Source organism: Ruegeria sp. CI8 (assembly GCF_056536865.1).
The window spans coordinates 123,770-144,857 of the sequence record NZ_JBQFQL010000004.1; the positions used below are offsets into that span (position 1 = coordinate 123,770).

Annotated in this window: 20 protein-coding genes, 1 tRNA gene and 1 riboswitch; of the genes, 10 read left to right on the top strand and 11 right to left on the bottom strand. The window is 58.9% G+C overall.

From position 1 onward, the window contains the following. Positions 1–81 precede the first annotated feature (81 nt). The gene (locus ACR0DA_RS15715) at positions 82–654 is read left to right on the top strand and encodes a TetR/AcrR family transcriptional regulator (RefSeq protein ID WP_480754823.1); all 573 of its coding nucleotides are present in this window, start codon (positions 82–84) and stop codon (positions 652–654) included. 125 nt (positions 655–779) lie between these two features. Next, a complete protein-coding gene (gene gyrB / locus ACR0DA_RS15720; RefSeq protein WP_170420954.1) occupies positions 780–3,197 on the top strand; it encodes a DNA topoisomerase (ATP-hydrolyzing) subunit B in 2,418 nt (805 codons plus the stop codon). Positions 3,198–3,387: 190 nt separating this feature from the next. Here the strand turns inward: gyrB and ACR0DA_RS15725 are convergent, their stop codons facing one another. Further along, positions 3,388–4,152 carry an SdiA-regulated domain-containing protein gene (locus ACR0DA_RS15725; RefSeq protein WP_480754824.1) on the bottom strand — a complete coding sequence of 255 codons (765 nt, stop codon included), beginning with the start codon at positions 4,150–4,152 and terminating at the stop codon, positions 3,388–3,390. Positions 4,153–4,474: 322 nt separating this feature from the next. Here ACR0DA_RS15725 and ACR0DA_RS15730 point away from each other — a divergent pair, with 322 nt between their 5' ends. Beyond that, positions 4,475–5,233, top strand: a complete 759-nt coding sequence (locus tag ACR0DA_RS15730; RefSeq protein ID WP_170372410.1) for a DUF4956 domain-containing protein — start codon at positions 4,475–4,477, stop codon at positions 5,231–5,233. On the opposite strand, the gene ACR0DA_RS15735 is transcribed toward ACR0DA_RS15730, so the two are convergent. The 8 genes from ACR0DA_RS15735 to ACR0DA_RS15770 form a co-directional block, all read right to left on the bottom strand. Then, on the bottom strand, positions 5,234–6,175 hold the full coding sequence (locus ACR0DA_RS15735; protein WP_170372408.1) for a metallophosphoesterase family protein: 942 nt from the start codon (positions 6,173–6,175) through the stop codon (positions 5,234–5,236). Further along, positions 6,165–7,550: a hypothetical protein gene (locus tag ACR0DA_RS15740; RefSeq protein ID WP_480754826.1), complete on the bottom strand. Its 1,386-nt coding sequence runs from the start codon at positions 7,548–7,550 to the stop codon at positions 6,165–6,167. The genes ACR0DA_RS15735 and ACR0DA_RS15740 overlap by 11 nt, the downstream gene beginning before the upstream one ends. Before the next feature lie 830 nt (positions 7,551–8,380). Then, on the bottom strand, positions 8,381–8,554 hold the full coding sequence (locus ACR0DA_RS15745; protein WP_170372404.1) for a hypothetical protein: 174 nt from the start codon (positions 8,552–8,554) through the stop codon (positions 8,381–8,383). A gap of 42 nt (positions 8,555–8,596) precedes the next feature. Further along, entirely contained in the window at positions 8,597–8,902 is a 306-nt protein-coding gene (locus tag ACR0DA_RS15750; protein WP_170391759.1) for a hypothetical protein, read from the bottom strand. A 53-nt stretch (positions 8,903–8,955) separates the two neighbouring features. Continuing rightward, the gene (locus ACR0DA_RS15755; protein WP_170440216.1) at positions 8,956–9,570 is read right to left on the bottom strand and encodes a hypothetical protein; all 615 of its coding nucleotides are present in this window, start codon (positions 9,568–9,570) and stop codon (positions 8,956–8,958) included. A gap of 55 nt (positions 9,571–9,625) precedes the next feature. After that, entirely contained in the window at positions 9,626–9,988 is a 363-nt protein-coding gene (locus ACR0DA_RS15760) for a hypothetical protein (RefSeq protein ID WP_480754828.1), read from the bottom strand. Next, a complete protein-coding gene (locus ACR0DA_RS15765; RefSeq protein ID WP_480754830.1) occupies positions 9,961–10,227 on the bottom strand; it encodes a hypothetical protein in 267 nt (88 codons plus the stop codon). The genes ACR0DA_RS15760 and ACR0DA_RS15765 overlap by 28 nt, the downstream gene beginning before the upstream one ends. Before the next feature lie 61 nt (positions 10,228–10,288). Next, complete coding sequence (locus ACR0DA_RS15770) at positions 10,289–10,588, bottom strand: hypothetical protein (protein WP_480754832.1); 300 nt, start codon at positions 10,586–10,588, stop codon at positions 10,289–10,291. Positions 10,589–11,233: 645 nt separating this feature from the next. After that, positions 11,234–11,441: riboswitch (cobalamin riboswitch) on the top strand. A gap of 103 nt (positions 11,442–11,544) precedes the next feature. Here ACR0DA_RS15770 and ACR0DA_RS15775 point away from each other — a divergent pair. From ACR0DA_RS15775 to ACR0DA_RS15790, 4 genes are read left to right on the top strand one after another with little or no spacing between them, the layout of a single operon-like run. Then, positions 11,545–11,943, top strand: a complete 399-nt coding sequence (locus ACR0DA_RS15775) for a DUF1636 family protein (RefSeq protein WP_170452149.1) — start codon at positions 11,545–11,547, stop codon at positions 11,941–11,943. Next, on the top strand, positions 11,940–12,746 hold the full coding sequence (locus ACR0DA_RS15780) for an ABC transporter ATP-binding protein (protein ID WP_480754834.1): 807 nt from the start codon (positions 11,940–11,942) through the stop codon (positions 12,744–12,746). The genes ACR0DA_RS15775 and ACR0DA_RS15780 overlap by 4 nt, the downstream gene beginning before the upstream one ends. Next, positions 12,743–13,696 (top strand): ABC transporter substrate-binding protein, encoded by a 954-nt coding sequence (locus tag ACR0DA_RS15785; RefSeq protein WP_170601071.1) that lies wholly within the window; start codon positions 12,743–12,745, stop codon positions 13,694–13,696. The genes ACR0DA_RS15780 and ACR0DA_RS15785 overlap by 4 nt, the downstream gene beginning before the upstream one ends. Further along, positions 13,697–14,725: a FecCD family ABC transporter permease gene (locus tag ACR0DA_RS15790; protein WP_480754836.1), complete on the top strand. Its 1,029-nt coding sequence runs from the start codon at positions 13,697–13,699 to the stop codon at positions 14,723–14,725. A gap of 130 nt (positions 14,726–14,855) precedes the next feature. Here ACR0DA_RS15790 and ACR0DA_RS15795 read toward each other — a convergent pair. Further along, positions 14,856–14,945, bottom strand: a tRNA-Ser gene (locus ACR0DA_RS15795). Between the two features lie 622 nt (positions 14,946–15,567). Between ACR0DA_RS15795 and ACR0DA_RS15800 the strand changes: the two genes are divergently transcribed. Further along, entirely contained in the window at positions 15,568–16,440 is an 873-nt protein-coding gene (locus ACR0DA_RS15800) for a FecR family protein (protein WP_480754838.1), read from the top strand. Between the two features lie 38 nt (positions 16,441–16,478). Next, complete coding sequence (locus tag ACR0DA_RS15805; protein ID WP_480754840.1) at positions 16,479–18,713, top strand: CHASE2 domain-containing protein; 2,235 nt, start codon at positions 16,479–16,481, stop codon at positions 18,711–18,713. Positions 18,714–18,946: 233 nt separating this feature from the next. On the opposite strand, the gene hemC is transcribed toward ACR0DA_RS15805, so the two are convergent. Then, positions 18,947–19,909, bottom strand: a complete 963-nt coding sequence (hemC, locus tag ACR0DA_RS15810) for a hydroxymethylbilane synthase (protein WP_170369880.1) — start codon at positions 19,907–19,909, stop codon at positions 18,947–18,949. Positions 19,910–20,015: 106 nt separating this feature from the next. Between hemC and hemE the strand changes: the two genes are divergently transcribed. Next, positions 20,016–21,050 carry a uroporphyrinogen decarboxylase gene (hemE, locus tag ACR0DA_RS15815; RefSeq protein WP_170372378.1) on the top strand — a complete coding sequence of 345 codons (1,035 nt, stop codon included), beginning with the start codon at positions 20,016–20,018 and terminating at the stop codon, positions 21,048–21,050. The last annotated feature ends 38 nt before the right edge of the window (positions 21,051–21,088 follow it).

Here is a 21,088-nt window from a genome sequence, read left to right on the forward strand (position 1 = left end):
TGGCGGCTGAGTCCGAAATAGGCTTTATTGAGCGATCACTCAAGTATATATTTGAGTAATCGTTCAAGAATTGGTGATCACATGCCCCGCAAACCTGCCTATGACCGTGACGCGCTGATCGCGCAGGCCAGAGACCTGTTCTGGCGCCAGGGCTGGGCGGGCACGTCCCTGAAGGATCTCGAGAATGCGCTGAAGTTGAAGCCAGGCAGCTTTTACGCCGCCTTCGGGTCAAAGGACGCCTTGTATGCCCTGACGCTGGAACGCTATGCGGATGAAGGCGTTGCCCGGCTTGAAGCCCTGGCCCGGGAACTGGGGCCGCTGGGTGCGCTGAAGGCCCAGCCGCGTTTGGTTGTCGAGGCCGCGAACGCGCCCGCAAAGGCCTGCATGCTGGCCAAGACCTATGCCGAGTTGAGCGCAAAGAATCATAACTTGGCGCAACTTGCTGCAGCCCATCTGTCACGGATGAAAACCTGCTTCGCCGATCTGTTCCGACAAGCGCAGGCGCAGGGGCAGATCGGCGCTGACCATGATCCCGAACGGCTGGCGGCGCGCTACCAGTCCGACTTGTTGGGCCTGCGCCTGTCGGCCGAGCGCGGCGATGTCGATGCCCGCCAAATCGCTGCTGATATTGCCGCCGATCTGGATAGATTGTGACCGTCTGAGGTCGGCCGATCAGCTCGGCCTGCGCCCGAAAGAACCGGCACAAAATCTGGGGGGATGACGTGACATTCCCCACCAGAGAACGTATAACTTACCAAAATAATATAGGTACTGACGGCATGTCCGAAGACGCACAGGCAAATCAGGAATACGGCGCAGATTCCATCAAGGTTCTCAAGGGGTTGGAGGCTGTCCGCAAACGCCCCGGTATGTATATCGGTGACACCGACGACGGGTCCGGTCTGCACCACATGGTGTATGAGGTCGTGGACAACGGCATTGACGAGGCTTTGGCCGGTCACGCCGACCATGTGACCGTCAAGATTCACGCCGATTCCAGCGTCTCGGTCAGCGACAATGGTCGCGGGATTCCGGTGGACATCCACCCCGAAGAAGGCGTCTCGGCGGCCGAGGTCATCATGACCCAGCTGCACGCCGGCGGGAAATTCGACTCGAACTCGTACAAGGTGTCGGGCGGTCTGCACGGCGTGGGCGTTTCGGTGGTGAACGCTCTGTCCGATTGGCTGGAGCTGCGCATCTGGCGCAACGGCAAAGAGCATTTCGCCCGGTTTGAAGGCGGCGAAACCTCGGAGCATCTGAAAGTGGTCGGCGAATGCGGCGACCGGACCGGGACCGAGGTGCGGTTCCTGGCTTCGACCAATACGTTCTCGAACCTTGAGTATTCGTTCGAGACGCTGGAGAAGCGGTTGCGCGAACTGGCCTTCCTGAACTCGGGCGTTCGGATCATCCTGATTGACGAGCGGCCGGCCGAGCGGCTTGAGACCGAACTGTTCTACGAGGGCGGCGTCAAGGAGTTCGTGAAATACCTCGACCGGTCGAAAACTCCGGCCATGCCCGAGCCCATCTATATCAAGGGCGAGCGCGACGATATCGGGGTCGAGATCGCGATGTGGTGGAACGACAGCTATCACGAAACCGTCCTGCCATTTACCAACAACATCCCCCAGCGGGATGGCGGCACGCATGTCGCTGGCTTTCGTGGAGCGCTGACCCGCACGATCAACAACTACGCGCAGTCCAGCGGGATCGCGAAAAGGGAAAAGGTCAGCTTCACCGGCGATGATGCGCGCGAAGGCCTGACCTGCGTGCTGTCGGTCAAGGTCCCTGACCCGAAGTTTTCCAGCCAGACCAAGGACAAGCTGGTCAGCTCGGAAGTGCGACCGGCTGTCGAAGGGTTGATGAACGAGAAGCTGGCCGAGTGGTTCGAGGAGAACCCCAATGAGGCAAAGACCATCGTCGGCAAGATCATCGAGGCCGCCTTGGCGCGCGAAGCGGCGAGGAAAGCCCGCGAACTGACCCGACGCAAGACGGCGATGGACGTCAACTATCTGGCCGGCAAGCTCAAGGATTGCTCCGAGAAGGACCCGGCCAAAAGCGAAGTTTTCCTGGTCGAGGGGGACTCGGCCGGCGGATCGGCGCAGACCGGTCGCGATCGTCTGACGCAGGCGGTTCTGCCTTTGCGCGGCAAGATCCTGAACGTCGAGCGTGCGCGCTTTGACCGGATGCTGTCCAGCCAGGAAATCGGCAACCTTGTGATGGCGCTTGGCACCGGTATCGGGCGGGATGAGTTCGACATCTCGAAGCTGCGCTACCACAAGATCGTCATCATGACCGATGCCGACGTGGACGGCGCACATATCCGGACCCTGTTGCTGACCTTCTTCTACCGTCAGATGCCCGAGTTGATCGAGGGTGGATATCTCTACATCGCGCAGCCGCCACTGTATAAGGTTTCACGAGGAAAGTCAGAGGTTTACCTGAAGGATCAGGCAGCGCTTGACGACTATCTGATCAACCAGGGTGTCGAGGGCGCCGTGCTCAAGTTGGGCTCGGGTGAAGAGATCGTGGGTCAGGATCTGACCCGTGTGGTGGACGAGGCGCGCCAGCTCAAGCGCGTATTGGACGCCTTCCCGACGCATTACCCGCGTCACATCCTTGAACAGGCCGCCGTTGCCGGGGCTTTTGTGCCCGGGGCGGTGGATGCCGACCTGCAGGGTGTGGCCGACAAAGTCGCGGCGCGGCTGGACCTGATTGCGCTGGAATACGAGCGCGGCTGGCAGGGCCGGATCACTCAGGATCACGGTATCCGACTGGCGCGCATCCTGCGCGGCGTCGAGGAAGTCCGCACGCTGGACGGTCCGATGCTGCGTTCCGGCGAAGCGCGCAAGACAGGCAGCTTTACCCAGAGCCTGCAGGACGTCTACAACCTGCCGGCCACATTGGTCCGCCGCGACCGGTCGCAGGTCATCCACGGCCCGTTGGATCTGCTGCGCGCCATTTTGGAAGAGGGCGAAAAAGGCCTGTCGCTCCAGCGCTACAAGGGCCTGGGTGAGATGAACCCCGATCAGCTGTGGGAAACTACGCTAGATCCGGATGCGCGGACATTGCTGCAGGTGCGTGTCGATGACATGGTCGAGGCCGATGACTTGTTCACCAAGCTTATGGGCGACGTGGTCGAGCCGCGCCGTGAATTCATCCAGAAAAACGCGCTGAGCGTGGAAAACCTGGATTTCTAGTCGCTTCGCAAGACGACTGAACCGGCCCAACGGACGGCAGTTTTGCTCGGGACGCTCCTACGGCCAAAAAACGTGGCCTGGGAGCGGACCTGAATGAGCGGTTCTGGGTGGTGCGGGTCAAGGAAGTTGGACCCAATGCGGGTTTGCTTTGCCAAGTCATCCCTGCGGGGTGAGTGCCGTGCAGTAGCGATCAAAACTCAGGGATATTGAAAACGTACAGGCGCGACTTCTCGGCATCGTCCGTGAGGATGTAGAGAAGCCCTTTGGCCTCATCCAAGGCGATCCCTTCGGGGTGCTTCACGACCTTTCGGTCTCCATTTTTCATATACGTCAGTTCAATCGTATCTGCTTTTCTCGTCTCTGGATCGTACAAAAAGATCTGGCGTCCCTTGTCGCTGAGAATCCATAGCACACCCGACACGGACCAAGCCAAACCGCTTACATCCAGTTCATCGTCATTCACGCGATCCGAGACAAAACCAGATCCACGATCCAAAGGGATGACTTCCTGAATTTCAGTCAGGTCCGGTGAGACAACCAGCAACAGACGCGGTTGTCCTTCAATGACAACGAATACTCGCCCAGTGTCCGGGTCGACGGTGATGCCCTCAGGCCCCTTGTTCAGCGGGTTGCCGACAAGCAGTTCGGCAGCGGCCGGGTACCCCTTGAGGGACGCAAGTGGGACCCTTGTCAGTTGGATAGGGTCGGTTGGTTGAACGACCAATATCGATCGATCGGTTTCCTGAAGGAGCAAAACCGACCCATCTTTTCGCGACGCGACGCCCTCCAAATCTGATCCGGCCAAAGGCGGCAACTGGAAGGAGTTTCCCAATACTCCGTCGACTCCAAGTGGGTGCAGTTTCGGCTCAGCATCGCTTACAGACCACAAGAAGCCTTCAGCGTGGGACAGCGACAAACCGGAAGGTTCTGAGAATCCCTTTGATTCGTCCGCCACCTTGAATCTATCGACCAGAACCAGATCAGCACTTTTGGCGTGGGCAGAGCCAGACCAAGGCAAAAACGCTGCCGCTAGGAAGCTGGCCGCAAGAGCGGATCTCCCAAATTTGCAGAAGCGCCGTGAAACTTCAGGTTTTGACGGAAACACGTGCTTTCTGCCCTTCGATATTTTCGTGTGTGTGACACACCCCTTTATCGCATTCGTATCACAACTTGTCTGTGATGTCGGAAGAAAGCGCTTTGAACTCTTTACCTGATCCTGCGTGTTGGGATTCACTTGTGACGGGCACTGTCTGGGCGCAAGCAGGAAGGAAGATGAGTTGAATACGATTTTCCCGTTTGTGACTGTGTTGTTGATGCTGCTTTTGCCCGGTACGGCGATGTCGCAAATCGACCCGGCGACGATGCTTGCCGGGGCATCCGAATCGGAAATTCTGATCGAACGCAGATGGACGCAGTTTCGCGGCAAACAGGAACTGTATTTCTTTTCTCTTGATGTGCTGGTCACAATCATTCTGGCCGGCTTGATCGTCTTTCATCCGGTGCGGCGCAAAGCCCGTAGAAGTGTCGGCGACATCGTCATGCCCAGGCTCTTCTTCCTCTATGCGCTGATCGGCATGGCGGTGGGGTTCCTGGTCGTCCAGCACGGGTCAATGATCGGGTTCGTTATCTTCGGCATCGGAGCGTTGCTCAGGTTTCGCTCCAATTTGGATGATCCGATAGATACTGTCGAATTGATCGTCGTAACCGTACTTGGGCTTGCGGTCGGGTTGGGCCTGCCGCTGATGGCCACATTGGTGGCGGTTGTCTGTTGGTGTTTCATTTGGCTCGGAGGGCGAAACAAGGGCGTTGAAATATCGCTTAAGGCTTCGGACGAAGAGCACTCATTGAACGTCAGCAGCGCCATTGAAGCCATGGCAGCCGACGCCGGCTGGAAGCTGATCAGAAAACACCACGTTCCCGGCAAATCCCGAATTTCATTGCTTTTCATTACCTCTGGTGGACTTTCCGAGGCCCGCATCGAAGAAATGATAAACGATTTGGTCCCCGAAAAAGTCGAGTTGAAACTCAGCTTCTAGTCATTTCACAAGGTCTAAACGTTTCAACACCGCATTCGGGGATCTGATCTCTTTCGGGAGCGACTTGAAGTCGACAGACCTTTCGAAATCCGGCCCTCGATATACTGCTATCCCAAACTCTCCGTTCGGCTGGAAGGTTACATGCGTGAAACTGTGAGGTGACCTGGCGCGATCACCGATTAGCCGCCGCGGGCCACCACCCAAGCAAGCTTGCGAAACATAGGCCACGCCGTCTTTCCAGCCAGGGTAAAAAGCATGATGGTGTCCAGACAGGTGCAGAACGACGCCGCTTTGCAGATAGATTCTTTCAAGCGTCGGGTCACCGATGATTTCGCGTTCGCGCTGGATCGCAAACGGCCACAGCGGGAGGTGGCTGAACGTGACAATCGGGTCTCCACCTGCCCCAAGTTGCACAAGTTGGTCCGGCTGATCGCCGGATAGTGGCCCAAGGGTCGTGGCATCCAAAGATGCAAAGGTTATCCCCTGCATTTCAAACGCGTAGAAGAACGGATAGTCATCCGACATCAGGAAGTTGACGTTTGGTTTTCTCGGGCCCCATTCCTCGGCGTATATCTTTCTCTCGCGCTCGAACCCGCGATAGGCCGACGCATCATGGTTTCCCGGCGTGACCGCAAATGGAATTCCGGCAGCCTCCAGCGGGTCGGATACCGTCATGTGAAACGCCTTCCACATCTCTCTGACCTGTTTGTCTGAAAGGTTGGGGATACGCTGTCCGGCGACCATATCGCCCGTCGAAATCACCAGATCGGGATCAATCTCGATTATCCGCTTGATCGCCTTTTCGATGCGGGCATCGTATTTGACCGAGCCATAGCTGCCGTTCAGATCCGATATGACGATCACATCCAAAGCGGCCGCTTTGCAGGCGAGCACGACCGTCCAAACGAACGCCGCGACAGTGATCGAACGCTTACGGATCATTGCAGTCCAGGCCCTCCGCCTCGGTATTTTTGTTCAAAAAGAATGTGACAGGGTCCAAGTCAAACACCAGATCGCCTTTGGCACAATTGCTCTTGAGGATGGATGTTGCCAGCGCAGTGTTTTTGACGACCTGCGCAATCTGACGGTCCGACAACCCAAAGCTTTGTGACAACCAGCCGTAAACCGGGCCTTGCGTTTGAAGGTCACTGTTCAACGCAACCAGCCGCCGGTATGTGTTTGGAGAGAAATGCCGCATTTTCTCCAGCATCTGAGTGGATTTCGCGAAGTTGGCATATTCGACCCGCCCACCGGCATCGTTGTCGTTCAGATTGCTGCGACGGATCAATATTGCATCGGCGGGAACGTCTCCATCATTCGGCTGATGGTGCTTCGTTTTCTGGTTCTTCAGTTTTCCGTCTTCGACCCAATACCAGTAGGGCGTGAAATCAATATTTCCCACACGGTCCTGCTGGCTGAAGATGAAGTCGAGCAGAACAATCTCGGTAAGCTCCTGCATCCAGAATGCCATCTGCCGGTCGCTGACATCGGGCCCGAGGTCCTTGTTGATCTGACGATCCTTTCGGCCTTTCCTGACACCCTCTGCAATGGCCTCGGGCAAGGGTTTTGACGACCGCAAGGCCAGGAAAGCGGGTGTTTCCTGAAAATCGCGATTTTGGCCTTTGCCCCAACCGGACTTGCGGGTGCCGTTGATTTCCGAGCCGTAGCGATGACCGGGGCTATCAAGCAGGACTCCGTATATCTGCGTTCGATCCGCGGTGAACAGATCATCGGTTGGCTGGTACGAGTTCGGATCGGCATCCGCAGCCACGAAGACCCGCCAGCCTTCATGGTTCATGCGCCCGCCATGAGATCCACCGGAAATCGCAAGGCCAGGCTCCGCAACCTCGGTAAGATGCGCCTGATCGTCCATGCTGCGCCAGACCGCCACCGGAACTTTCACCGTCGCGTCGAAATACCTTGAGAAATGGTAGTAGAGCAGCGACGAGGTGGAAAACGTTCCGCTTGTACCTTTTTGGTTCATGGTGGATTTGAATTTGGCCACTCTGCCCTTGGCCAGTTCTTTTGCCGACTTGCCCTCTTTGCAAGCGTTTCTCTCGAACTCAGAGCGGTTCCCCACGTAGGGTCCTTCCGAAATATCGTAGACGGCCATTCCTGGGCTGGTGCTCCAGGTTTTTGGACAAATAGCGATTTCGGGTGCATAGAAATCGATCTCGCAATAGGCAGTTTCTTCCTCAAGATCGCTGTTCTTGTACTCGCCCATTGGGACTTTTTCGATCCGAATGCAGCGTTCCGTAACACCATTGGGACTAGCAAATGTCGTGGCTTCTCCGCGAACATCGTCGCTCGCCCACAAGGCAGTGGGCGCAATGAAAGCCAGTGACCCCAGAAGATTGAACCTCATTTGGATAGTCCTTCGCATGTCATTTGGGGCAAATCGCGGCCTGTTGTTCGGCGGAGATCTTCAAACTGGGGTCGACGCTGAAGTTTGAGAATTTCGAGTCAATCCACTGGTCACACCCGCCCGAACATGGGGCCCCGTTTCGGGCATCATTCCAATATTCCTTGGCCCTTTCTTCCGTCCAGCCGCAAAACTGAACAAGCGCCATTGCCGACAATGCGCCTGAGGAATGAACGCCCCACATGCAGTGCACAAGGACAGGACCCTTTCCAGGGTCCTCAATCACCTCGTGTACGGCGGCCATGACACTGCCGGGTCGGGACGATCTGGCGCTCTGATAGTCAAAGGCTCCGTTTCCACAACTGGTGCGGCCGTATTCGGTGTTCTTGCCGAAATCCGCATAAAATCCGGCCGAAAACCCTTCATCGCACAGTGTTTCGCGCTGAGCGTTGCTCAAGCCCGTTCGACCCTTGTCGCCGCCCTTGAAGCCAGAGCGGTACAAAACGCCGCTTAGGACTGGGCGAAAGAAAGCGACGCCGTCGACGCCTCCGTCGCTGCCCCTAGAGAGCATCTGGCTGTTGCTTGGGCCACCGGCTCGACTGGTGACGTCAGAATTCGCCGCAGTTGCCAGAACACCGATGAATATGAGGGATGTCAAAAACCGCATGCGTATTCCTTTCTGTTTTCAGCCGGCGATGCTCACGCTTTTCCTGCCGGAAATCCCGCGGAGAGGCGCGTTCACGGTAACCAGGTCAGGTCGGCGGTTGGCATCTCGCCCTTCAGCTTTAAATCGGCCACACCATGTTGATGATATAGACGACCACGAAGTAGGCCAGAACAACTTTCCAGTTCCATTGGTGTTTGTTGTCTTCGGTGATCACGCCGGCCGACTTCAAGGCCAGGTTGGTGATTATCAAGGCGACAACGGTAATCGCCGCATGTGCCAGGTCGAAATGCAAGTTGGAGCTCCTTTTTGCAGATTTGGGATTGATGAATGTGTGTCAGCAGTCACCTGACGGCAGCATCGCTACGTCCGAGTATCTTCCCTCAGATGTCGTGATCCGAGCACAAGCACCGGTCTCCTTGTTGAACCAGTACGAGGTCAGCCCTTCGCTTCGGATGAGTTCAAACCCGAGACTTTGAATGCCCATTTCAGCCTGACCCGCTCTTGCGCCTTCAAATGACGACAGATCGCTGGAACTGCCCACAATCGGTGCACTTGCTTCCACTGATCCGCCACTTTCGCCGCATCCTGCAAGCACAGAGACACTGACCGCGCCGATCGCCACTAGGGTCTTGGACTTCATCTGTTTTTCCCCGGTTGTTTTGGAAATGCGGTTCAGGGTTTCAGGTCGATCACCTACTCAATTCCAAAAATGACGTTGTAGTCGACGGCAGAGCTGCCGCGGTTGATGACCTCGACAACATGATCGCCGGATTGCCACAGCTGTCCGCGATACTCCTTGTCCGCAGACATCAATCCCAGCAATTCAGACCCATCGGGGTTGCGAATGACGTAGTCCAAGGATCCATTTCGGGGAGCAACGCGGACGTAAAGGAACTGTTCGTTCTTCGCGCCAAGAACGTATTGCTGCGATTCCCCTGGCGCGAGTTGGCCGACGAGCTCGGCGCCGGTGGATCCGGCATCGAATGTGACGCGCTGGCTACCTGTAGACCCGGAAGCGCCGTCCATGGCTCCGCCACCATCATCCATCGCCTCGACAACCGACATCTCGCCAATGCTTCCGTCCTTGTACGCAATGCAGCGCCAAAGTGTTCCGCCGGCGTCACGCAGCATGACGAGCGTGCCGGCTTCCGAGAACTGTGAGCTTTCGATCGTACCGGATTGACCGTCCGGTCCACCGACCTGTCGCAGATGGTCGATACACGCGTCGTCGGCGTCTGACATGGCCAGGGCGGCCGTTCCGCTGATTGCAAGGGCGGGCATTAAAAGGTTCAAAAAACTGCGTTTCATAAGCAGGTCCTCTGTCGATCTATCCTAAGTGTTGTGTTTCTTGTCGGCGGGAACCTCACTGCGCTTCCCGCAATTCTGCCAGAAACTCGTCGCATGCCTGTGCGCTGCCGACGATCTCGTCAGTCGTTTCAATTCCTTGCAATGACGCAATCTCGGAGTTCACGCGATTGAGGATCTGATCTGCTTGTTCGGCGGTGATCAGGTTCTCGGCCTGAGCTCCCTTCAATGTGGTGCACACACCGGCGGACAAGCCTGTCGCAACGCCGACACCCATCGCGGCCCCGCCGCCCAAGGTCATCGCTCCAACCACGCCGAGGATGAGCCCGATCACAAGCCCCAAGATCACTTTACCCATGTTTTCCTCCCATTTGGTGGGAAAGAGTTCCGCCTTTATTCCTGGCGCAAGCCGCGTGCCCATTTGCATATCAAAACCAGTGCCAACAGGTTGAGCACCGGTGCAGTTGCCGCGAGCCACGGTTTGGCCGACTCTGAGAAAAGGTCCACCGCAAGGACCCAAGGCAGTCCCAGCGGCAAAAGGAACACGCCGGACAACGGGTCTCGTTCCTGTCCGAACCAGCCAAAGGTACCGGTCAGGAACGCAAACAACGCCAGCAGGTAAAGGGTCGCAAACGCGATGATGGTTATTCTGCAGACCATGCCGGACCTCAGAGTATCAAGCCAGCGCTGCGCAGCCGATTTCGGCTACGCATCAAACTGGTCACAACGCGCCTTCGTCGCCCAGGAACTCAATACCGGCTGTCGCGCCATCACTGTAGGCAATACAATTCCACGGAGCCCGATCCTCGCCAACCCCAACGGTGACTTGTGTTCCAGCCTCGCTGAACGCGGATGAGAGCACGACCACTTGCGAATTGTTGGTTGTTTTGGCCACGTCTCGCAGACACGCCTTTTGAGCGGGCGTCAGTTCGGCAGGTGTGCTTGACGTGCTGGTGTCGTCACAGGCCGCTAGCAGTACGAAACACGTCGCGCCTGAAATCATCATGACTTTGTTAATCACTTTCTTCTCCTCTTGGGTTTGTTGATACTTTTGGAACAGGTGGTCTTATTTTGCGCGCTCACGTCTATGCGGTCCCCGATTTTGCGGCCAATGACATGGCTGGCAGACAGATATTCTGCCGATCCCCGGGACCGTGAACAAAGCGTGCTGACGCAATGACGTCATGGGTAAAAACCGGTGCGAAGTTTCGAGGAAGGGTTCGTACGTTAAGTCCGGGCACCGCGTCCTCCCAACGCTGATCTTCGTGAAATGCCTTCCGACCGCCAGCACTCACTCCAGCAGTCGGAAGGGCCCGACGAAACGGGCGACAGCGACAACAACGGAGGTAAAGCTAAAGTTGTGTCGAATTCGTATGTTTGAATCAATCACAAGATAAATCAATGATTTTTCCGCGCGTAAATTTTGTAAGCTTGCCAACGATAGGCTTCTGCATTCAAAGGGAAAAGGCGAGGCCGTTCACGGAGGCTTGGCAGTCAGCCCGCTTGCGCCGCCGTGTTTCGGGACCTTCCGAGCTATCTTAATCCAGTTGGTCAAAACGACATAATTCTCCGCCCGGTCTGTCGCTCAGGTGGTGCCGAAGGGTCGCCAGGATGCCTCCCTTTCGCACCCGCCCAGAACGTCGTTGACAGTGCAACCCGATTCATGGATGAGATTGGCGCTGATGGTTCCCGATCGTTTCGCCGGTCGGGTAAAAGGGAATACGGTGCGGCGCCGTTCTGACGCCAACTCCGTGACTGCCCCCGCAACTGTAGGCGGTGTGCGACCCCCGGATGCCACTGGGCCGATAGGTCTGGGAAGGCGGGGCAAGCCATACACCGCGAGTCAGGAGACCTGCCATCATCAAACGCAACTCAACCCGGGCGGGGTGTCCCGGAAGGAGGCCAAGATGGCATTTTCGGCTTACGCCGCTGACATGACTGGTTCCCTTTCCGCCCCGCGATTTCGCGGAGGGCGAAATGAACCGACAATCAACACATCACATCACGGTTTGCCTATCTTGCCGACCTAAGGGCGCAGCCGTACGCCCCGGGCCTGACCTGATCGGACGATTGCGCGCCGCGCTGGCCGAAGACGACGGTTTGGCAGGTTTTGACGTTTCCGGTGCCGCCTGCATGGCCGGGTGCACCCGACCCTGTACCGTCGCCTATCACGGGCCGGGCAAGGCATCTTACCTGTTTGGCGGGCTGACGTCTGAAGAGACCGGGGCATTCGTGGAATTCGCGCGGCTCTACGAGCAGTTGCGCGATGGATGGTGCAGCTCGGTCGACCGCCCGGCCGGGCTTCGCCACGCAACACTGGCCCGCATTCCAGCCGCGATGGCTGCGTCTTCGGAAAATGCGGATTGCGCCTCATGAGTGCGCCTTTGCTGTCGGTGGATGCCGTCACCTGGGCGCCGCGAAAACGAGCGCCGTTGGTGCTGCACGAGACCAGTTTTGCGCTGATGCGCGGGCAGGTCATGGGGGTTTTGGGGCCGAACGGTGCCGGCAAGACAACCCTTCTGCGGATGATCTACGGCTATCACCGTCCGTCCTCGGGCGACATTCTGGTGGACGGCGGGTCCGTCAAAAGAATGGCCCCCAGGGCGCTGGCGCGTCAGGTTGCCGCCGTGCTGCAGGAGCAGCCCTCGGATTTCGCGCTGACCGTGCGCGACATCGTGGCGTTGGGGCGGGTGCCGCACCGGTTGGGCCTGTCCACGCCCGGCAGTCGTGACCACCAGATCATCGAATCCGCGCTGCACCGAATGGATCTGCAAGGGTTTGCCGACCGTGGGCTGGCCACTCTGTCCGGCGGCGAGCGTCAGCGTGTGATGGTCGCGCGCGCCCTTGCCCAGGAACCCCGGATTCTTGTGCTGGACGAGCCTACCAACCACCTGGACATCCGCAACCAGCTAGAGGTGTTGCGGCTGATCCGGGACCTCGACCTGACGATCGTCACCTCGCTGCACGATCTGAACCTGGCCGCCGATGTCTGCGACCGTGTTCTGATTCTGAAGAACGGTCGACCCTGCGGCTTTGGCCCAACCCAGACAGTGCTGAGTGACAGGCTGGTCTCTGACACGTTCGATGTCACCGCCCGGCAAGAGCAACTCAGCCTCAGTCACAAACCTCACCTGACCTATCAACTCCCCAATCCCCAACCAGAAGGAAGCTTGGAATGAAACCGACCACCCTAGTCCTGGGCTTGGCTTTGGCCGCCAATACCGCGATCGCGGAAACCACCGTGCAAAGTTGCAATCGAACCGTCACCTTTGACGAACCGCCCAAGGCGGCGATCTCGAACGACGTGAACCTGACGGAAATGATGCTGGTGCTGGGCCTGGCCGACCGAATGGTGGGATATACCGGCATTTCCGGCTGGAAGACGTTGGACGAGGACATGCGCGCCGGAGTGCAGCAACTGCCCGAGCTGTCGGCCAAGTATCCCAGCAAAGAGGTGCTGGTCGGCGCAGATGCCGATTTCTATTTCGCGGGCTGGAACTACGGGATGAAAGTGGGTGGCGAGGTGACGCCAGAGACGCTCGAACCTTTCGGGATCAAAGTCTACGAACTGACTGAAAGCTGCATCCATATCGGCGACAAGCCCAAAGCCAGCATGAGCGACATGTACAACGATCTTCTGAACCTCGGTCGTATCTTCGGTGTCGAAGACAGGGCGCAAAAGCTGGTCCAGGGATATAAGGCCGAACTTGCTGAGATCACATTCAGCCTGAATCCTTCGGACGAACCGCTGCGTGTCTTTGTCTATGACAGCGGCGAGGATACGCCGTTCACTGCCGGCCGCTATGCCATGCCGACCGCTCTGATCGAGGCCGCAGGCGGCGTCAACATCATGGATGATTTCGAGAAAAGCTGGGCGACCGTCACCTGGGAGGAAGTCGTCGATCGCAACCCCGAAGTCATTGTGATCGTCAATTATGGCGACGTCGCCGCCGAGCAGAAGCGGGACTTCATGGTCAATAATCCTGCATTTGCAGATCTGGACGCGGTCAAGAACGATCGTTTCGTGGTCCTGGAATATGTCGAGGCCACACCCGGACCGCGCAACATAAAGGCGGTTCGGAAGCTCGCCCATGGCTTTTGGGGCCCGGCTGCCTCGGTCGGCAACTAAATGCGCGTAGTGCAGGCGCGCCGGGTACTTCCGCTCTGGGCAGCGATGCTGGTGGGGCTGGTCGTGTTGGTCGTGTCCTTGTCCTTTGCGATCTCGGTGGGGGCCATTTCGGTGCCCACCAAGACCGTCTGGGGAGTGTTGCTGCACGAAGCCGGCCTATCCTCGGACGAGCCGACATGGTCAAAGGGCCGCGCCGCGATTATCTGGGAAATCCGTTTTCCGCGCGCCTTGCTTGCCGTCATGGTCGGGGCCGGACTGGCGATAGTCGGGGCCACCCTCCAGGCGGTCACAAGAAACCCGCTGGCCGATCCGCACCTGCTGGGCATTTCGGCCGGCGGCGCGTTTGGAGCCATTCTTGCCTTGTTGCATACCGGCTTGTTTCTGGGGCTTCTGACCGTGCCGGTCATGGCGTTTCTGGGTGCCCTGGCGGCCACGCTGACGGTCCTGAGCGTTGCCCGCTGGGCCGGCGCCACAAGCGCGGACCGCCTGGTCCTGACCGGTGTGGCGGTGTCTTTCGTCATCATGGCTGGCGCCAACATTCTGATTTTCCTCGGCGATCCCAAGGCGGCCCATACGGTCGTGTTCTGGATGTTGGGCGGGTTGGGGTTGGCTCAATGGTCATACCTGATCTACCCGCTGGCGATCGTGCTGCCATGCGGCACCTGGTTGTGGCTTCAGGCCGCCAGGCTGAACGCGATGACCATCGGGGATGAGACTGCAAGCTCGTTGGGTATTGCGGTGGCGCGGTTTCGGCTTGGTGTCTTTGCAGCTGGCGCGCTGATCACCGGAGTCATGGTGGCCTTCTCGGGCATGATCGGCTTCGTCGGTCTGATGGTTCCGCATATCGTGCGGTTCTTTGTTGGCGGAGACTATCGACGCGTCGTCCCTCTGTCGGCAATTCTGGGTGGTTTGTTTCTTCTATGGGCGGATGTGGTCGCCAGAACTGCAATGGCCCCGGAGGACATCCCAGTTGGCGTCGTCACGGGTCTTTTGGGAGGGATCTTCTTTATTCTGTTGTTGAAACGCTGAGTGTTGGGGCCCGTTGGCGGATCATCAGCCAAACGGTGCTTGAAGCTGGCGGAGCACCGGCGAAGGCGCGCGGCAAAGGAGTAGAACTTGCAAGCAAGCCCTTCACTATCTTAGCCGTATTAATGGGTAATGGCGGAGACGAAGGGATTCGAACCCTCGAGACGGTTTCCCGCCTACTCCCTTAGCAGGGGAGCGCCTTCGACCACTCGGCCACGTCTCCGCCGACGGGTATAGCCGTGCAAGCGACGGAAATACAAGGCCAATTCCTGCACCATCGGAAATTTTTGCCGGATTGGGCGAAGCCCTTGAAAACGCTTGGAATCGCTTGGGTCTGCACCCGCTTGGGCAAAGGCGTGGTCACTATGTCTTGCTGTTGGATTTTCAAGAACCATGCGTGGATTCGCGTTCTGCTTCGATTTGGTTTCGCTGTCCCAACGTCGGTTGGCCTGAGAATGTACGCGCGGCCAGAGTACGTAATCGGACACAAAAATTTGGGCGAGCCAGGTGCGGTAGGGAACTGCATCTGCAAAATGATGGGTGCCGCAAACGGCTGAACCAATTGGAGAGGTTGCCTGCCTTTGGCGTTGGAACGCGCTCTGCTGGATCACCAGTGCCAGGTGGTTTGAGTTGCAGAAACGGCCGTTTCTTTTGACTGAACTCGGCGGCTCAGCTTCTCCGCTGAAAAGGCATAAGAACAGAAAACTTGCCAATTACATGCCAATGGATGCATATTTGCTAAGATTTTAGTCATTTTGATTGATCCAAAAAAACAGTTTCAGAGGCTGGCCGGGCAGTGAGCGCATCCGCGCTCGACAGTAACCTTTGGGGGAAGGGCTGGCATTTTGGCTTGGTTGAAGATTGTTCTGGTTGGTTTTTTCGTTCTTTGCGTTCCTGCCCTCAGCTGGGCAAATATCGGAACCGTAATCAGCGTGAAGCAGGGGGCGGACGTGACCCGTGGCGGCAAAACGCTGCCCCTGCGTAATGGGATGGAGGTGTTGTCCGGCGACTCGATCGTCACGGATGCGAATGGCGTGGTTCAGCTTGTCTTTGTGGATGACACGAAGATCGCGGTTGGTCCCAATGCGCGGATGGTTCTGGACGTGAAGATGTTGCGCGGCAACCGCAAGGCTAAAAGCTTTGCTGTCGAGGCGCTGGGTGGAAGCTTCCGGTTCATCTCGGGCAAAAGCAGGAAAGGCGCCTACTCCATCAAGACGCCGACGGCCACCATGGCGGTGCGGGGCACGGTATTTGACATGTGGATCGCGCCGGGAAACCAAAGCGCGATGCTCGTGCTGCACGGCACGGTTCAGATGTGTGGCCTCGGCGGCTCTTGCCGATCAACGGGTCGGATTTGCAGCTTGTATGCAACCAGCCAGCGTGGTGCGGTCGGGCGCCCGGTCGATCAGGCGATGTATGACAAGGCCGTGGTCAGCGGTTTTCCTTTCATTCAGTCGCAGAAAGACCTCAAGCCGCCTTTGCAGGTGGATGTAGAAGGGTGCTCGGGTGAATCCCAACCTGCGCCGCGCGCAAAATCGGACGCGCCCGAACCGCGCCGGTCCGCTCCGCCGCAGAGGCAGGTCAAGGCAGCGGTTGCCGCGCCGCCCGAACAACCGGATCCGGTCGGGCAGTTCGACAGGCCGGGCGACCGGCCCGAAACTGTCGATGATCGGCGGGATACTGGCGGCGGTGTCTTTGGGTCCGGCGGCGATGGCTAGAGCGTTGTCCATGTCGTTGCCGGCGAGCAGAGGTTGACGTGAGTGTCAGGCAGCACGAGAAAGCCGGACGGCGCCGTGCTTTTCGGCTGGTGGGCCTGGGTCTGATCCTGTTTGGTTGTCTGCTGCGGGTACTGGACCCTTATCCGGTCCGCATGTCCCGGCTGATCTTTTTCGACGTGTTGCAGCGGTTGTCCCCGCGCGCCTTCGATCCCGATTTGCCGGTCCGGGTCGTCGATATCGACGAAACGTCGCTCGAGAATTGGGGCCAATGGCCCTGGCCCCGGACCCTGTTGACGCAGATGGTCGAGCGTTTGGGCGAGTATGGCGCCGCTTCAATCGCTTTTGACATGTTGTTCGCCGAGCCCGATCGGTACTCACCGTCGCGGCTGCTGAGTGATCCGGCCCTGGCTGACATTCTCAGCGCCAAAAAGGAAGCCGCCCAGCTGGACAATGACATCTTGTTCGGGGCCGAGGTTTCGAACTGGCCCGTCGTGATGGGTGTGGCGGCGCGATTGACCGGAGGGGATCAGGACATTGCCCCGAAGGCCGGGATCGTGGAGATCGGCGAAAACCCGGCCGCCGGGCTGGTGTCCGTGCCCCACTGGACTCCGCTGGCGCCACCGCTGGACCGGGATGCAACCGGGATCGGCGGTGTGAATGTTTCACCTTTGGGCGGCACGGGCGTGGTTCGTCGGGTTCCGGTGTTGTGGCAGGGGCCAAGCGGTGTTCTGCCCGGACTTGGGCTGGAGGCTCTGAGGGTCGCGACGGGCGAGCCGGTGATCTTCATCGAAGGGGCTCAGGGCGAGGCCGGCATCGTGCTGTCGGTCGAATTGGCGGGTCTGGTCCTGCCCACAACGGAAAACGGAGAGGTCTGGGTCAGGTACAGACCGGATGATCCTGGGCTCTACCTGTCGGCCAATGACATACTGCAATCCGCAGATGATCCGGTTCTGCGCAGCCAGATCGAAGGCCGGATCGTATTGATCGGAACGTCGGCGGCAGGTCTGTTCGACATGCATCAGACTGCGTTGGGAGAGTCCGTTCCCGGCGTCTCCATCCACGCCCAAGTCATCGAGCAGGCGCTGCTGGGCGACATGCTGACCCGGTCGGATGTCACTGCCGCCCTCGAGCTTCTGGCTTTCATCATCCTTGGAGTCGTCGTCACGGTCGTCATGTCCAGTTTCGGTGCGGTTGCCTCGTTCATGGCCGGCGGCATCGCGGCGGCCGTGGTTGTCGGGGTCAGTTGGTTGGCGTTTCAGAACCAGTCCGTGCTGTTCGATGCAACCTTCCCGCTTGCCGGCGGGATGGCCAATTTCGGGCTGTTGTCCGGTTATCTGTTCATATCGACCGAGCGGGAAAAGCGGGTGATCCGGCGGATCTTCTCGCACTATGTCGCGCCCGAGATCCTGGACGAGATGGATGCAACCGGGCACCAACTGCAACTGGGCGGTGAAACGCAGGAAATCACGGTCATGTTCTCGGACATTCGCGGGTTTACACCGTTGTCCGAGCGGGTGTCGGCCACAGATCTGGTCGCGCTGCTCAATGAACTGTTCTCGGTCATCGGAGACAGGATCCTGCACGAAAAAGGCACCATCGACAAATTCATCGGGGATGCGGTCATGGCGTTTTGGAACGCGCCGGTTCCAGTGGAGCGGCACCCGCTTCTGGCGGCACAGGCTGCGTTGCAGATGCGGCGAGCTCTGGCCGAGTTCAATGCTTCGGACACGATGCGCGGGCATCCTCCGATCGCATTGGCGACAGGATGCGCCACGGGAATGGCCTGTGTCGGCAACATCGGCTCGCGGCGGCGATTCAACTACACGGTGATCGGAGATGTGGTCAACGTCGCCGCTCGAATCGAGCAGAGTTGCCGCCAGGTCGAATATGATATCCTGGTCTCAAGCTCAGTCTCACAGGCCGCTGGCGTCGATCTCGCGATGCTCGAAGCTGGGCTTGTTCATCTGAAAGGCAAGACCGAATTGGAGCCGATTTTTGCATTGGTCGGTGACAGCGTGTTGGCCCATAGCGCGGATTTCCAGAAGCTGCAGGAGATGCATCAGGATCTGATCACTGCGATACGTGCACGGCGGTCTCACGACGAAATACAGCGCTTGAGCGAAGCCTGCGGCGCCCAAGCAGGCTTGGTCGAACCGGGCCTGCGCGCGTTCTATGCGGCCTTGCCGGGACGGTCGGCTGATTTCCGGTTCGACATCCGCTCGGGCCAGGCGATGTTCAGTCATCATGGCAACGTGCACCGGTTTCCCGGATGACAGGGACCCATTGCGAGCCGCAGAGTCAAAACGGGCCGCGCCTTTTTTCAAAGGCACGACCCGTTTCGATCGGACAGGGTTCTCAGTCTCGCCCCCTCGAATACTATCTACAAAATCACGAACTAAAACTTCGATACACTCGAGACTGATCCACATTCCCAATCGGGATGACACATTGATGCCCGATTTCAACCGGGGCGACAGTGAAGCAGTTCACATTCGCAGAAACTTTTTTACAAATTTCTCCACTCGAAGAATCCGGGCCCGGCACGGTGCAGCAGTTTTGCCGCCATGGCCCGGCCCATTTCCGCTGCGTCCTCCGTCGAACCGGTCTCGCTCTCACTGATGGCATCCGATCCATCCGGGCGTAGGACCTCGCCGCGTAGGCGCAACTGCCCATCGGCAAGTTCGGCCAGACCGGCAATCGGAGTTTCGCAGGACCCGTCCAGCGCGGCCAGCAACGTGCGCTCGGCCGCCAAACGACAGGCCGTTTCAGAGTGATGAATGGCCTCCAGCATCTCGGCGGCCCGATGGTCGTCCGCGCGACGTTCGATGCCGATCGTACCTTGCGCGATGGCCGGCAGCATGTCGTCGGGCGAGATCGCAGTGGCAGGTACGTCCTGCATGTTCAGGCGGCGGATGCCGGCCATGGCCAGAAACGTGCATTCGGCCACACCATCGGCCAGCTTCTTCAGGCGGGTCTGTACGTTGCCCCGGAACTCGACCACGTTCAGATCAGGTCGGCGGTGCAGCAACTGGGCCCGCCGCCGCAGCGACGAGGTGCCGACGACCGCGCCTTCGGGCAGGTCATGGATCGAGTTGAGGCGGGGCGAGATGAAGGCATCGCGCACGTCCTCGCGCGGCAGGAACGTGTCCAGCACCAGCCCCTGCGGCTGTTCGACGGGCATGTCCTTGGTCGAGTGCACGGCGATGTCGATATCGCCAGCCAGCATCGCCTCTTCGATTTCCTTGGTGAACAGACCCTTGTTGCCGATCTCTTTCAACGGGCGGTCCGCGTCGATCATGGCGCGGTTGTCGCCGGTGGTCTTGATCACCACGATCTCGAACGCCTGTTCCGGCAGATCGAAGGCATCGCACAGCCGCTGACGGGTTTCATGGGCCTGGGCCAGCGCCAGCGGCGAACCACGGGTGCCGATCTTCAGCGGCGATGCGGGGGTGGGCAGGGTCAAAGTCATGGGCACAGCTTTAGTCGCGTCACATTGCCCTGACAATGGGGGCCACGCTTGACATTTTGCCGCTGAAGGCGGACCCGTTGCGCAAACCGGAATAGTGGGGGCTGACATGGCCGAGAACAAGAAACTGCTGCGGGCGCTGGCGGGCGAGGTACTGGACACGCCGCCGATCTGGATGATGCGACAGGCCGGACGCTATCTGCCGGAATACCGCGCGACGCGGGAACAGGCGGGCGATTTCCTGTCGCTGTGCTACACCCCCGATCTGGCGGCCGAGGTGACGTTGCAGCCGATCCGCCGCTATGGGTTCGATGCCGCGATCCTGTTTGCCGACATCCTGCTGGTGCCACAGGCGCTGGGTGCCGATCTTTGGTTCGTCACCGGCGAAGGGCCGCGCCTGTCGACGATCACGCAGCAGTCGGATTTCGATGCGTTGAAGCCGGTTGATGCGATTCACGAGACCCTGTCGCCCGTCTATGAAACCGTGCGCATCCTGTCGCGCGAGCTGCCGTCCGAAACGACCCTGATCGGCTTTGCCGGCGCTCCGTGGACCGTTGCGACATACATGATTGCCGGGCGTGGCACCCCTGATCAGGGCCCTGCCCACGCCCTGCGTGAGGAAAACACCGCGCTGTTCGAGGCGTTGCTGGACCGGATCACCGCGGCCACGATCGAATACCTGTCGGCTCAGATCGAAGCGGGGGCCGAGGTGGTCAAGATTTTCGACAGCTGGGCCGGGTCGCTGAAAGGTGAGGCCTTCACCAAATATGCGGTCGAGCCGTGCCGGATCATCACCCAGGCGCTCAAGGAACGCCACCCGGGCATTCCCGTCATCGGTTTCCCGCGTGAGGCGGGCGAGGGTTATGTCGGTTTCGCAAAGGCCACCGGTGTCGATTGCGTGGCGCTGGACAACTCGGTTGCGCCGGAATGGGCGGCCGAACATGTGCAGGTGGATGGCTGCGTGCAAGGCAACCTGGCCTCGTCGCACATGGTCACCGGCGGGCAGGCGCTGGTGGATGAGACCCGCCGCATCCTGCGCGCCTTTTCCAAGGGGCCGCATATTTTCAATCTGGGTCACGGGATCACGCCGGATGCCGACCCGGAGAACGTGCAGTTGATGATCGACACGGTGCGCGGCGGGTAGGCGGCGCGGGAGGGGGCCAGCCCCCCTTGGCCGTTGGC